The 13,586-nt window shown below is 67.8% G+C and carries 12 protein-coding genes and 1 pseudogene; 9 read left to right on the forward strand and 4 right to left on the reverse strand.

Annotated features, from left to right (window positions below):
• Positions 1–134 precede the first annotated feature (134 nt).
• A pseudogene (locus LCL61_RS21310) lies at positions 135–1,135 on the forward strand (zinc-binding alcohol dehydrogenase family protein).
• Between the two features lie 12 nt (positions 1,136–1,147).
• On the opposite strand, the gene LCL61_RS21315 reads toward LCL61_RS21310, so the two are convergent.
• Genes LCL61_RS21315 through gap form a run of 3 tightly spaced genes read right to left on the reverse strand, consistent with a single transcriptional unit; the run spans position 1,148 to position 4,265 of the window.
• Positions 1,148–2,104, reverse strand: a complete 957-nt coding sequence (locus tag LCL61_RS21315) for a DUF3048 domain-containing protein (RefSeq protein WP_340681313.1) — start codon at positions 2,102–2,104, stop codon at positions 1,148–1,150.
• A complete protein-coding gene (nagA, locus tag LCL61_RS21320) occupies positions 2,101–3,249 on the reverse strand; it encodes an N-acetylglucosamine-6-phosphate deacetylase (protein WP_340681314.1) in 1,149 nt (382 codons plus the stop codon). The genes LCL61_RS21315 and nagA overlap by 4 nt, the downstream gene beginning before the upstream one ends.
• Positions 3,246–4,265: a type I glyceraldehyde-3-phosphate dehydrogenase gene (gene gap, locus LCL61_RS21325; RefSeq protein ID WP_340681315.1), complete on the reverse strand. Its 1,020-nt coding sequence runs from the start codon at positions 4,263–4,265 to the stop codon at positions 3,246–3,248. The genes nagA and gap overlap by 4 nt, the downstream gene beginning before the upstream one ends.
• 218 nt (positions 4,266–4,483) lie before the next feature.
• Here gap and LCL61_RS21330 point away from each other — a divergent pair, with 218 nt between their 5' ends.
• Both LCL61_RS21330 and LCL61_RS21335 read left to right on the forward strand, forming a co-directional pair.
• Complete coding sequence (locus LCL61_RS21330) at positions 4,484–5,218, forward strand: ANTAR domain-containing protein (RefSeq protein WP_340681316.1); 735 nt, start codon at positions 4,484–4,486, stop codon at positions 5,216–5,218.
• A gap of 55 nt (positions 5,219–5,273) precedes the next feature.
• Positions 5,274–5,999, forward strand: a complete 726-nt coding sequence (locus LCL61_RS21335; RefSeq protein WP_340681317.1) for a GAF and ANTAR domain-containing protein — start codon at positions 5,274–5,276, stop codon at positions 5,997–5,999.
• A gap of 449 nt (positions 6,000–6,448) precedes the next feature.
• On the opposite strand, the gene LCL61_RS21340 is transcribed toward LCL61_RS21335, so the two are convergent.
• Positions 6,449–7,606, reverse strand: a complete 1,158-nt coding sequence (locus tag LCL61_RS21340) for a hypothetical protein (protein WP_340681318.1) — start codon at positions 7,604–7,606, stop codon at positions 6,449–6,451.
• Between the two features lie 199 nt (positions 7,607–7,805).
• Here LCL61_RS21340 and LCL61_RS21345 point away from each other — a divergent pair, with 199 nt between their 5' ends.
• From LCL61_RS21345 to LCL61_RS21370, 6 genes are read left to right on the forward strand one after another with little or no spacing between them, the layout of a single operon-like run.
• A complete protein-coding gene (locus tag LCL61_RS21345) occupies positions 7,806–8,348 on the forward strand; it encodes a flavodoxin domain-containing protein (RefSeq protein WP_340681319.1) in 543 nt (180 codons plus the stop codon).
• Complete coding sequence (locus tag LCL61_RS21350) at positions 8,332–9,246, forward strand: universal stress protein (protein WP_340681320.1); 915 nt, start codon at positions 8,332–8,334, stop codon at positions 9,244–9,246. The genes LCL61_RS21345 and LCL61_RS21350 overlap by 17 nt, the downstream gene beginning before the upstream one ends.
• Positions 9,247–9,256: 10 nt before the next feature.
• Positions 9,257–9,862 carry a CBS domain-containing protein gene (locus LCL61_RS21355; protein ID WP_340681321.1) on the forward strand — a complete coding sequence of 202 codons (606 nt, stop codon included), beginning with the start codon at positions 9,257–9,259 and terminating at the stop codon, positions 9,860–9,862.
• Complete coding sequence (locus LCL61_RS21360; RefSeq protein ID WP_340681322.1) at positions 9,859–10,758, forward strand: universal stress protein; 900 nt, start codon at positions 9,859–9,861, stop codon at positions 10,756–10,758. Before LCL61_RS21355 ends, LCL61_RS21360 begins: the two co-directional genes overlap by 4 nt.
• Positions 10,755–13,142, forward strand: coding sequence for a phosphoketolase family protein (locus LCL61_RS21365; protein WP_340681323.1), 2,388 nt, complete (start codon positions 10,755–10,757; stop codon positions 13,140–13,142). Before LCL61_RS21360 ends, LCL61_RS21365 begins: the two co-directional genes overlap by 4 nt.
• A gap of 30 nt (positions 13,143–13,172) precedes the next feature.
• Complete coding sequence (locus LCL61_RS21370; protein WP_340681324.1) at positions 13,173–13,580, forward strand: Hsp20/alpha crystallin family protein; 408 nt, start codon at positions 13,173–13,175, stop codon at positions 13,578–13,580.
• The last annotated feature ends 6 nt before the right edge of the window (positions 13,581–13,586 follow it).

Raw genomic sequence — 13,586 nt, forward strand, 5'->3', positions numbered from 1 at the left:
GGTTTCCTCTCCCTTCCGCTTCCACGGTGAGGCCTCGGCTCGCCGGGTGGCAGTGACCTTCGGTCCTTCCCCGCGGCCGAAAGGCGCACGATCCTGAGCGGAGGACTTTCCGACGGAGGAGGCCGTTCGTGAAGATGCGCGCATGGCGGGTCACCCGGCCAGGGCCGATGGCTTCGAGCCCACTTGAGTGGGCGGAGGTGCCGGTCTCGCGACCGGCCGCCGAGGAGGTGCTGGTCAGGGTGCTGGTGTGCGGGGTCTGCCGCACCGATCTGCACGTCGCCGAGGGTGACCTGCCGGTACACCGGGTGGGGGTGATTCCGGGACACGAGGTCGTCGGCGAGGTGGTCGCCGTGGGGGACGAGGTCTCCGGCTTCAGTACGGGCGACCGGGTCGGAATCGCTTGGTTACGTGAAACTTGTGGCCGGTGCCGGTACTGCCTTCGCGGCCGGGAGAACTTGTGTCCGGAGTCGCGCTACACCGGTTGGGACGAAGACGGGGGTACGCCGAATTCGCGGTCGTACCGGCCGCTTACGCTCTTCCGCTACCCGAGGGGTACACCGACGACGAGCTCGCGCCCTTGTTGTGCGCCGGGCTGATCGGCTACCACGCGCTGGAGCGGGCGCAAGTACCCGAGGGCGGTCGGCTGGGGATCTACGGGTTCGGCGGAAGTGCCCACCTGACCGCCCAGGTGGCGATCGCCCGTGGCGCCACCGTGCACGTGATGACCCGCAGCGAGGAAGCCAGGAAGCTTGCTTTGGCTCTCGGAGCGGCCTCGGCCGTCGCGGCTACCGAGCCGCCGCCTGAGCCTCTGGACTCGGCGATCCTGTTCGCGCCCGCCGGAGAACTGGTTCCACCCGCCCTCGAGGCTCTCGATCGAGGCGGGACACTGGCACTCGCCGGGATCCATCTCTCCGACATCCCGTCACTGAACTATCAACGGCACCTCTTCCAGGAACGTCAGGTACGCAGCGTCACGGCGAACACGCGCGCCGAGGCGCGAGAGTTCCTGGCGTTCGCGGGGACACACCACCTCGAGGTGAGCACGGTGCCGTACCCACTGGACGGGGCGGACCGGGCGCTCACGGATCTGGCGGAGGACCGGGTCAACGGCGCGGCCGTGTTGCGGGTGGGCTGACCGCCGCGTCGTTCACGCGGGAACGAGCAGGATCCACAAAGGACCGTCGGACACCGGAAGCGGCTGCCCGGACGCGGTCGTGAACCGGGTCGGCGCCGTTGCCGTCGCACGGTCCCAGGTAGCCGCGAACCGCTGCCCGCCTCGCCACATCGTCGCCTGCCCGGTGCCGACCGTCTGGGCGATAGGGGAGTTGGGGACCGTTCCGGTCTCCCCGCGTTCGCCGAGCCGGACGGCGACCCGCTGTTCGACGATCGTCGCCGCGCCGACCTGGCCGCCGTCCACCGAGGTCAGCGGCGAGCCGTCCAGACCGATCAGGTACCTGCCGATGTCCTGGGACCAGGTGAACGTGAAGGCGGCCGCCGGATAGCGGATCGCCGCGGTGGCGGCTGCCGTGCCGGATTCCGGTGCGGCGCCCGCCTCGGGAAACGTGCCTTCCGGCGCGACCTCGCTGTCGGGGACCTGACGTGGGCGAAGGTAGAGATTGTGCGGTGACGGCCGGGAGTCGTCGCGGAAGTACGCGTTCGGGATTTCCGTGGGCGAAGCGCTCGTCAGTGAAGCCGAACGCAGAGTCGGCAGCAGCTCCGGTGCGGCGCCGGAATAGGCGAGAGCGGGTCGTCCGAATTGGGCCAGCAGGCTGAGGTCGGTGGCCCGTGCGCTGCGCACCGGGCCGATCACCGCCGGCGGGCGGCCCCGGTAGAGCGCGAGCAGCCGGGTCAGTCCGCCCTCGACAGGTTCCACGTACACGAGGTCCGCGGCACTCAGCCCGGTCTGCGGCCGAGCGGCCGCCACGTTGTCGATCTTGACGGCCAGTACCGCCCGGCGATCAGGCGCGGCGGCTTCGCTGGACGACGGAGCCGGGGCCGAGTCGGTCCCGCTCGTCGGGCCGGACAGTTCTCGCACGATCAGGACCACTGCTGAGACGAGCACCACGGCCCCCGCCGTCGACGCGATCCACCAGGACTTCTTCACGAGGATCGGCCCCTTTCCTTCGTCCGGCTCGACGCCGGCGCCTGATGATCGACCGGTATTCCCCGGTGGAAGATGCTCAGGAGCCGCATGGCTTCATCGAGAACCAGCACATCAGCGCGGTCGCCGGGCCGCAACAGGCCGATGTCGGCCCCTGGATACAACCTGGCCGGAGTGCGGGTCGCCGCGTTGACGGCCGCCTCGGTGGCGATGCCGACGTCGCAGGCGTGGCGGACGGCATCGAGCAGAGTGATGGTCGTACCGACCAGAGTTCCGTCGGCGCGGCGGGCGACGCCGTCGGACACTGCGAAGTCGACGCTTCCAAGGCGGTAGTGGCCGTCCGGACAACCGCCGGCGGCGAGATCGTCGGTGACCAGAATGATCCGGTCCGCAGCCGCTTGGAAGGCCAGGTGAATCGCCTCGGGAGCCAGGTGGCTGGGGTCGGCGATCAGGCCGATGGTCACTTCACGGCGGGTGAGAGCGGCACCGACGATACCGGGGTCGCGATGGGTGAACGGACGCATCGCGTCGAAAAGATGCGTGATCAGCCGGGCGCCGTGATCGATCGCGGCGTGTGTCGCGGCGGCGGTGGCGTCGCTGTGTCCGCAGGAGACGAGTACCCCGGACCGCACACACAGGTCGACCAGCTCCACAGCGCCCGGGAGTTCTGGAGCGAGGGTCAACTGTGTGACCGGGCCGGCGTCCAGCAGCCGCTGTGCGAGCGTGAGATCCGGAGCGCGCAGGTATTCGACGGGATGGGTGCCAGGCCGTTCCGGGGACAGGAACGGACCTTCCAGATGGACCCCGAGGACACGGGCCCCGCCGGGCACACCCTGAGCCTTGCCGGCGGTGGCGATCGCTCCGAGGGTCCGGTCGGGCCGGTCGGTGATCAGTGTCGGCTGGTAGGCCACGACGCCGGTCCGGGCCAGCGCGATCCCGGCGCGCACGTGGTCGCCGGTGTCCGCGGTCAGGAAGTCCACTCCGGCGAAGCCATTGATCTGGAGATCGATCAAACCGGGGATGGCCAGGCCACGACCGGGGCTGGAGAGCCCTACGGCGGCGACCCGGCCGGAGTCCTCGTCGATCTCCACGTCACCGGCCCGATAGTTCCCGCCCACCAGGGCACCGGCGACACCCAGCCGCTTCATCGCGGCGGCAAGCTTCGCGCGATCAGCTCGACCAGTTCCACTGTGCGAGTCGCGTAACCCCATTCGTTGTCATACCAACCGAAGACCTTCGCCAGATGCGAGTCGGCCTTGGTCAGCGGGGCGTCGAACACGCACGAGGCCGGGTCGCCGATGATGTCGCGCGACACCACGGGCGCTTCCGTATAGCGCAGAATCCCCTTGAGGGCACCGTCCGAGGCCTCGGCGAACACATGGTTGACCTGCTCGGCGGTCACCGGGCGCTCGAGTTCGACGGTGAGGTCGGTCAGCGAGCCGTCCTCGACCGGCACGCGCACCGCGACCCCGTCGAGTTTGCCCGCCAGTTCTGGTAGGACCAGTCCGATCGCTTTGGCGGCGCCGGTGCTGGTGGGCACCACGTTGACCGCCGCCGACCGAGCCCGGCGCGGGTCCTTGTGCGGACGGTCCAGCAGGGCTTGATCGCCGGTGTAGCTGTGGATGGTGGTGAGCAGGCCGCGCCGGATACCGAACGCCGAGTGCAGAACCTTGACCATCGGCGCGACACAGTTGGTGGTGCACGACGCGTTGGAAACGATGTGATGGTTGGTGGCGTCGTAGTCGCCTTCGTTGACGCCCAGCACGATCGTCGCGTCGACGTCTTTGCCCGGCGCGGAGATCACGACCTTCCTGGCGCCGGCGGCCAGGTGCGCGCCCGCGGCTTCACGAGTCCGGAACTTGCCGCTGGACTCGATGACGACATCGACGCCGTACTCGCCCCACGGCAGCCGGGCCGGATCGGCCTCCGCGGTGACCTGGACGAGCTGGTCGCCGACGCGGAGAGCCTCGCCGTCGACGATCTCGACAGGTGTGCGGAGTTTGCCGTAGGTGGAATCGTGGACCAGGAGGTGCGCCAGCATCTCGGGCGAGGTGATGTCGTTGACCGCCACCACTTCGATCGGGCTTTCCGGCGACTCCAGTACGCAGCGGAGGATGTCCCGCCCGATCCTGCCGAAGCCGTTGATCCCGAGCCGTACCGTCATGATCGTCTCCCTTGTCGTCCTTCGGTTCACCGATGATCTGCTCGGCAACGAGGGGCGCCGTAGAGACGAAGGTCCTCCCTCGAACAGGCGAATGACCGCGTCGGATCTGTTGTGATTTGCTCCGTGCCCGCAGTGCCCGCTAAACCCGTCGGGGTCTGCTTCAATAACCGGTCGGACGTGGAGAGCGGTTTGCTCGACAGTGAAACGAGGCGGTGACGATGACCGGCGACAACGGCGGCCCGCTGCCTCAAGTGCTGCTTTGGGCTGTTGAACATGCCGCCTCACTGGGGCGCTCACTTTCCACGACTACGCTGTGCGAGGCGGCTGTCGGGCGGCTCGAGGTGGACGGCGTGGCTTTGACGATCGACACGCCGCGAGGTGTGTCCGACACCCGCTGTGCGACGAGTCCACTCGCGGAGCAGTTGGCCGAATTGCACAACACAGTCGAGGAGGGGCCGTCGGTGGACGCGTGTCGGGAGGGTATCGCCGTTCTGGCCGCCGATCTCGACACTCCGGAACTTCAAAGTCGTTGGCCATTGTTCACACCCCTGGCGGTGGAAGCGGGTGCCCATGCGGTGTTCGCCTTGCCTTTGCGGGTCGGCTCGATCGTGCTCGGCGCTTTCTCACTGCACCGGGTTGACGCCCTTGCGCTGAGTCCCGCGTCCCTGATCGACGCGTTGGCGTTCGCCCAATTGGCGTTGCGGATGCTGCTGGACGAACACGCGGGACTACCCCGTCCGGACGGGGCTCCCCGGATCGAAGCTTTGCCGTTGCACAGCGCGCAGGTGCACCAGGCGACCGGAATGGTCTCCGCTCAACTGCGGGTCAGTGCGCGCGACGCGCTGGCCAGTCTGCGAGCACGCGCCTTCGCGGAACAGAGAACGCTCAGCGATCTCGCTGCCGCGGTCGTGGCTCGCGAAGTTCGCTTCGCTCCCTTCAAGGAGCCGCCATGACCCTCTCACCCGTTCCTCAAGGACCTCTTACGGATCAGATGACAAGGACGCTCCGATGATCGAAGACCGTATCGTTGATGCGCTGGCGGAGCTGGCTGACACGTTGCTGGCCGACTTCGATGTCATAGAGTTCTTGCACCTGCTGGTGGAACGTTGTACACAGCTCTTGGACGCGGACGCGGCAGGCGTGCTGCTGACCACCCAGCACGGTCCGCTGCAACTGGTCGCCACGTCCGAGGAGTGGATACGGCTGACGGACTTGTTCCACCTTCAGACAGAGGAAGGCCCGTCACTGGATGCCTTCCAATCCGGTGTGCGGGTCGAGGAGCCGGATCTGCACGTCGCACCGGCCCGGTGGCCGAGGTTCGCGATCGCGTCCATCGATGCCGGTTTCGCCGCAGTAGCCGCGATTCCCATGCGTCTGCGAGGCGAGGCCGTCGGGGTGCTCAACATTCTCCGGCGGAACCGCGGCGAGTTCGGTGTGAGGGACCTCCGGACCGCTCAGGCATTGGCGGACGTCGGGACGATCGGTCTGTTCCAGCATCACCCTGTTCGCCACTACGAGTTCGTGACCGAGCAGCTTCAGGCGACGCTGGAGAGTCTCATCGTGGTCGAGCAGGCGAAGGGAGTCGTCGCCGAACAGCTGGCCGTCGACATGGCGGCCGCGCTTTCCGCGCTCCGCGGCTATGCGAGTCAGCGCAATCTGAAGTTGAGCGCGGTCGCCGGTTCCGTCATCGAAGGTGAGCTCAGCGCGTCGGCCTTGCTCGATGCTCCGGAATGACGCCGGGAGGTCGATCAGCCTGCGTGGTGGAAAGTTCACCCGCTTTCGGCGTGGTTGAATTTGCTCTTGTCGGCGTCGAGATTCTGGCGCCTCGCCGGGAGTGCTGTATCTGTTTCCCGGCAACGTATTGCCCGATATGCGCCCTGGTTTCTGCTCGCGCTCGCCGCGGGCGTAGCCGTACGAATCGGGCAGTCGAGACAGCGGTTTCACCGCGATGTCCGACGCCCGGATCTATCGGGCGGGAGCGCTTGCCTGGTGGAATGGTGAAGATCTGTACGACAGCTGCTTCCATGGCGGCGGGAACCGCACGTTACCCTTACCCGCCGTTCTCGGTGGTGCAGCTGGGTGCGATTCTCGCTGTGTACCCAGTAGGTGTCCTGCTGCTGACCGCCGGCAGTACCGGCCTGTCGTGCCACATCATGCCGCTGGTGCTCGACTGGCTCGAGCCGCTACCGTCCCAATTTCCACAACAACGCGTGGCTCGCCCCACGTTCCGGGGAAATGACGAAGGCGTGCCCGACCGCGATCCCGTGATCGTTGACCGATTCGACCGTGCAGGAGTAGGTGCCGGGAGGGCAGTCGAGCGTGTGGACCACGCCGTCGCGATCCCACCAGACCGGGACATTCTGCCTCGGGCCCATCGCGGCGCCACCGACCACGACATCGTGATCGTTCTGCTGGCGCGCGTGGGTCGAGATGCTCCCGGACGGACGCTCTAGCCGGGATATCCGGCCATGGATCCAGCGGACCGCCGTCGTGCCGCTGGGAGCGCTCGAGTACCCGAGGACGGTTCCGCGTTCGGTGATCGCCGTGGCGGATGAGGTTTCGCCGGGAAGATTCGGTAGCACAGCGGGACGCCCGCCACGGTCCCAAAGGAGCGCGAAGTCGCCGCTGCCACCGACCACGGTCCCTCGATTGTTCAACCCCGCGGCGACTGCTGTCGTGATACCGGACGGTAAAGCCAACGCACGCATCTGTCCGGACGAGTTCCACAGCAGGGGCTGTGCCTTCCACGCCTCGCCGATACCGTATCCCGTGATGAGTCCGCGGTCGTTCACCGCCGTCGCCGTGATGTCCCGCAGACCGGGTGGACCGGTCAGTTCGCTGACCCGGCCGGTCCGGTCCCAGCGAGCCGGGCGCATACCCGGCATCGCGTAGCCGATGACCGTGCCGTCGCCGGCGATGGCGTTCGCAGCGAGTCCCGTCGTGCCCGGCGGGAACTCCAAATCGATGATCCGGTGGTCAGAGGTCCAACGTACGGCGTGGATCCGGCCGTCCGTCGTCGGGGCCTGGCCGATGATCTCGTTCCGGCCGTTGATCGCCTTCGGGTAGGTCGAATCGGCGTTGTCCGGCAAATCCGGCAGGACGGTGCGTCGTCCGTCGCGGTCCCACACAGTGGGTTCATGGGAATCGTCCGGGTTCTTCCTGCTCGTACCGATCACGAGCCCGTGGTCGTTCACATCCACCGCGTAGGCGTCCAGGACGCCGGAGATCTCGCCGAGGTCGACATACCGCGTACTGGCGACGGCCGCGTTGTCCGACAGCCCGATGGTCGTGGCCGCCACCAGAATGGTCACGGCAGCGAGGTGTGCCACGAGTGTTCGCATGAGTGCTCCTCCCGATTTCGCGAATCTCCAGATTCCTGCCGAGTTCGCGGCGTGGGGTAGGGACCAAGGTCCTCGCCGGCGGAGCTGTGCCACCGAGGCGATCAAGCCGGGACTGTGGGCCCGTCTCACCGGGACTTCGGTCTCTCCTCCTGAACTCATCACTGGTCGAAGCTGGGAAGTGACCAGACGGGAGTGCGAAATGAAGATCCTCGTAGCGGCGGCCAGCCGCCACGGCGGGACCTGGGAGATCGCGGGGGAAATCGGCCGAGCCCTCGCGTCGGAGCTGCGGGGTCAGGCGACGGTGCGGGTGTCGAGGGCCGAGGACGTCACGTCGGTGGATGAGTTCGACGTCGTTCTGGTGGGTAGCGGTGTGTATCTGGGGCAATGGCTCGAGCAGGCGAGAAACGTCGTCGGCGAGCACGCCGAAGTCCTCAGGACCAAGAACGTGTGGTTGTTCTCCAGCGGCCCGGTGGGAGCGCCGCTGAAGCCCGCGGCGGAACCGGATCCGGTGGACGTGGCTCGGCTGATGGTGGCGTCCGGGGCACGCGGGCACGTGGTGTTCCCGGGCCGGATCGACCGGAACCTGCTGCGGTTCGCCGAACGAGCGGTCGTGACGGCGCTCCGGGTCAAGGACGGTGACTACCGGGATTGGCCGGCGGTGCGGGCTTGGGCGGGCGAAATCGCCGCCGCGGTGAAGCCTGCTCGGACAAAAGAGGTGAGTGGATATGCCGAGCGTGGCTGAAGGCGCGGTCGTAGTGGGGATCGACGGTTCGGGATCCGCCCGGCGGGCCGCGGTGTGGGCGGCGGCAGAGGCCGTCCAGAGGGGGAAGCGGCTCCGGCTGGTCCACGTGTACACGGTTCCTCCGGTGAGGATGCCCGGCGTGCTGCCGTCGGCCGAGGCGGTCCGGTCTGCGTTCGAGGCTCAAGGGGCGAGGTGGCTCGCCGAAGCCTGTGACGCGGTGGCCGAGCGCTACCCGGATCTGATCGTCGAGTCCGCCGCGCGGGAATGGGCGCCGGTGGCCGCACTGGTCCAGGAATCGCGGACGGCGATCCTGATCGTGCTGGGTTCCCGCGGCCTCGGTGGCTTCACCGGTCTGCTGGTCGGTTCGACGGCGGTGGCGTTGGCGCAGCACGGGCATTGCCCGATCGTCGTCGCGAGGGGGAAGCACCCGGAAGACGTTCCACCGGAGACCGGCCCGGTCGTCGCGGGCACGGACGGTTCCGAGTCAAGCGAAGCGGCCTTGGCCTTCGCTTTCGACGAAGCGTCGCTCCGCGGCACGGATCTGATCGTGGTCAGGGTGTGGAACGAGGTCACCGACCACGAATCGGCCAGGGTGCACGCCTTGACGGTCGACCCGGACGCGATCGAGTCGGCGGAGCGACAAGCGTTGGACGAACAACTCGCGCCTTGGCGGGCCAAGTTCCCGGACCTGCGCGTGGAGACGGTGGTCGTCCGCGGCCGTCCGGTCCGCGCGCTGCTCGGATTCGGCGAACACGCCCAGTTGCTCGTCGTCGGGTCGCGAGGCCGCGGCGGGTTCCGGGGGATGTTGCTCGGCTCCACGAGCCAGGCACTCGTCGCGCACTCGGAATGCCCGGTGGCGGTCGTTCGTCCGGCTATGACCGGACAGGAAACCGAGTGAGGAGCTCAGCATGCGAGCACGGGACTTGATGTCCGCTCCGGTCGTCACGGTGACGCCCGGGACCACCGCGAAACACGCTGCCGAGCTGTTGGCGGAAAAGGGATTCACCGCGTTGCCGGTGATCGACGAGGACGACCGGCTGATCGGCATCGTGACCGAGGCCGATCTGATCAGGAACCGGTTCCCGCACGACGTCCGCTCGGGCCCGGACCACGAGGCACGGCCGAGGCCGGGGCTGACCGTCGCTCAGGTGATGACGACACCGGCCACGGGGATGAGCACCGGCGCGGACGCCGCCGACGTCGGCAGGGCCCTGCTCGACGGACGGATCCGCGTGATGCCCATCGTGGACGGTTCGAAGGTGGTCGGAATCCTCACACGAGGCGACTTCGTGCGTGCCTTCGCCCGTTCCGACGAGGCGATCGCGGCGGACGTCCGCCATCACCTGGCGATCTACGGCGGACCTGGCCGGTGGACGGTCGAAGTACGAGACGGCGTCGTGCGGGTGGGTGATGCCTACGACAGCGACACCGACCGCCACGTGGCCAAATTGCTGGCCGAGGCGGTTCCCGGTGTGGTGGAAGCGAAAGTGACCTATCAGGAGGACGAACGATGAACGCGGCGGACCGGAAGATCGTCGTCGGAGTGGACGGGACGGAGCCGGGCAGGGCGGCCGTGCGGTGGGCCGCCGCCGTCGCCGAGGAACGACTGATGAAGATGCTCATCGTGCACGCGCTGCGTGTCGACAAGCTGGCTTACGGAGCCGGATTGGCGGGCCCCACGCCTTGGTACGACATCCTCGCCGAGGAAGGTCAGCGTGTGCTGGAGGAGGCCGTCGGACAGGCGCATTCGGTGGCACCCGGAGTGGACGTGGACACGCGGATGCCGGCGGACTCTCCGGTGCCCACCTTGATCGACGCGTCGGAGTCGGCGGCGATGGTGGTCGTCGGCGGCACCGGGAGGGGCTTCTTCGGCGAGATGACGATCGGTTCGACGGCGTCTGCGGTCGTCGCCCACGCCCACTGTCCCGTGGTGGTCATGCGGGGCAGGAAGAACACCACCGCGTATCCGGCCGAGGGGCCGATCGTGGTCGGTATCGACGGCAGCCCGCTGAGCGAGCGCGCACTGGAGATCGCCTTCGAAGAGGCCGCGTGGCGGAAGGCCGACCTGGTCGTGGTCCACGCATGGCGAGACGTCACCTACGACGACGCCTACGGGATGGCACGGCTTGTCGTGCAGTGGGAGTCGATCGAGGACGAGGAACGCCGGCTGCTGGCGCAGCGGCTCGCAGGCTGGCAGGAGAAGTATCCGGACGTCAAGGTCGAGCGGGTTCTCGTGCAGGACCGGCCGCGGCATGCCCTGCTGGAGTGGAGTGCCAAGGCGCAGCTGGTGGTCGTGGGCAGCCGGGGCCGGGGCGGCTTCACCGGGCAGTTGCTCGGCTCGACCAGCCAAGCGCTCGCGCACCACGCGGAGTGCCCGGTGATGGTGGTCCGGCCGGAGAAGTCGCGATGACCGTTCTCAGCGCTCCGGCCGCGCCGTCGGTCCTGACTCCCGCCGAGTTGTCCCAAGTGGACGCTCAGTGGCGGGCGGCGAACTATCTCGCCGCCTGCCAGATCTACCTGATGGACAATCCGCTGCTGGAATCGCCGCTGAAGCCCGAACACGTCAAACCGCGTCTGCTCGGCCACTGGGGTACCTCTCCAGGACTGAACTTCGTCTACGCCCACCTTAACCGGGCCATCGTGCGGCGGAACCTGAACGCGATGTTCGTGACCGGACCAGGTCACGGTGGTCCGGCCCTCTACGCGAATACCTGGCTCGAAGGCAGCTACTCGGAGGCGTGGCCGGAAGTCCCCTACGACAAGAGTGGTCTGCGGACGCTGTTCCGCCAGTTCTCCTTCCCGGGCGGGGTGCCCAGTCACGTGGCTCCGCAGGTTCCGGGCTCGATTCACGAAGGAGGCGAACTGGGCTACTCCCTCGCGCACGCCTTCGGTGCCGCGTTCGACAACCCGCACCTCGTCGTCGGCTGCGTCGTCGGTGACGGTGAGGCGGAAACCGGGCCGCTGGCCACCAGCTGGCACTCGGGCAAATTCCTCAATCCCGCCCGCGATGGCGCGGTGCTGCCGATCCTGCACCTGAACGGCTACAAGATCGCCAACCCCACCGTGCTCTCGCGGATCAGCGGCACCGAGCTCGACGAGCTGCTGCGCGGGTACGGGTACGCCCCGCGTTACGTCGAGGGCGACGATCCGGCGGTCATGCACCAGGCCATGGCCGCGGCGGTGGACGGTGCGCTGGACGAGATCGACGGAATCCAGGTGCGGGCCCGCTCCGCGGGCGCGCCGACGGGTTCCGTGAGCTGGCCGATGATCGTGCTGCGCAGCCCCAAGGGCTGGACCGGACCATCCATTGTGGATGGTAAGCAGGTCGAAGGAACGTGGCGCTCGCATCAGGTCCCGGTCCCGAACGCGCGCGGGAACCCCGAGCATTTGCGGCAGTTGGAGGAATGGCTGCGTTCCTATCGGCCGGAGCTGCTGTTCGACGAGGACGGCAGGCCGACGTCCGAGGTCACCGGGCTGATCCCGCACGGCGATCTCCGGATGGGTTCGTCACCGCACTCCAACGGCGGTCTCGTGCTGCGGCCCTTGGAGCTTCCGGCGGTGCCGCCGCACACGATCCCGCTCGTCCGGCCGGGAGGCGCTGCCGCCGAACCGACGCGCGTGCTCGGGCGCTGGCTGCGGGACGTGTTCGCGCTGAACCGGAAGGCGGCGAACTTCCGGCTGTTCGGCCCGGACGAGACCGCTTCCAACCGGCTCGACGCGGTGTTCGACGTGACGGCCAAGAGCTGGCTGTGCGAGATCGAACCCGTCGACGAGCATCTCGCCGCCGACGGCCGGGTCATGGAGGTGCTCTCGGAGCACCTCTGTCAGGGCTGGCTCGAAGGCTACCTGCTCTCGGGCAGGCACGGGCTTTTCTCGTGCTACGAGGCGTTCGTGCACATCGTCGACTCGATGCTCAACCAGCACGTCAAGTGGCTCAAGGTGCATCGGGAGATCCCGTGGCGGCGGCCGGTCGCGTCGCTGACGTATCTGTTGACCTCCCACGTCTGGCGGCAGGACCACAACGGGTTCTCCCACCAGGATCCGGGTTTCGTCGACCATGTCGCCAACAAGAGCCCGGAAGTCGTCCGGGTCTATCTGCCGCCGGACGCGAACACGTTGCTGTGGGTCGCGGACCACTGCCTGCGCAGCCGGGACTACGTCAACGTGATCGTGGCGGGAAAGAACGACAGCCCCGTCTGGCTCGACGGCGAAGACGCGGCGGTGCACTGTGCGCGCGGCGCCGGGATCTGGGAGTGGGCCGGCACCCATCCGGATCGGGAACCCGACGTGGTGCTCGCCTGTGCCGGCGACGCGCCGACGGTCGAGGTGCTCGCTGCGGCCAAGCTGCTGCGGGAGTACCTGCCCGAACTCGCGGTCCGAGTGGTGAACGTGGTCGACCTCATGCGCCTGCAGCCCGCCGCGGAACACCCGCACGGCATGACCGACCGTGAATTCGACGCGCTGTTCACCACCGACCGCCCGGTGATCTTCGCCTATCACGGCTACCCCTGGCTGATCCACCGGCTGGCCTACCGGCGTGCGAGCCATGACGACATGCACGTGCGCGGGTACATCGAGCACGGAACCACGACCACCCCGTTCGACATGCTGGTGCGCAACAACATGGACCGCTTCCAGCTCGTGACCGACGTGATCGATCGGGTGCCTGGTCTTGTCGCCCGTGCCGGCGCCGTACGGCAACGGATGACGGACGCGCGTGAAAGGCACCACAGGTGGATCGTCGAACACGGTGATGATCTTCCCGAAGTCCGTGACTGGACTTGGGAGTCCTGACGGCACCCTAACAGGAAAGGAAGAACGGATATGACAACTCTCGTACCCGGTTCGCGCATGACCCTGCCCAGTATCGCGGCCTGGCTGGAGAATCCGTGGCCGTTCGCCGAACACAACCCGGTGCGTATCGAAGAGTCGGTCGAGGACGGCAAGTACCTCGTCCGGGCCGAGCTTCCCGGATTCGACCCGGAGAAGAACATCTCGGTCACCGCGCACGAGGGGCTGCTGACGATCACCGCCGAACGCGAGGCGAGGACCGCGGAACACGGTCGCAGTGAGTTCTACTACGGCAAGTTCAGCCGGACCGTCTCCCTGCCGTCCGGTGCGAAGACGGCAAAGGTCACCGCGGCCTACAAGGACGGGATCCTCGAAGTCTCCATGCCGGTCGACGACAAGCCGGACGAGAAGCACGTCAAGATCGAGGTCGGCAAGGGCTGACCATCC

Source organism: Amycolatopsis coloradensis (assembly GCF_037997115.1).
Lineage (GTDB): Bacteria > Actinomycetota > Actinomycetes > Mycobacteriales > Pseudonocardiaceae > Amycolatopsis > Amycolatopsis coloradensis_A.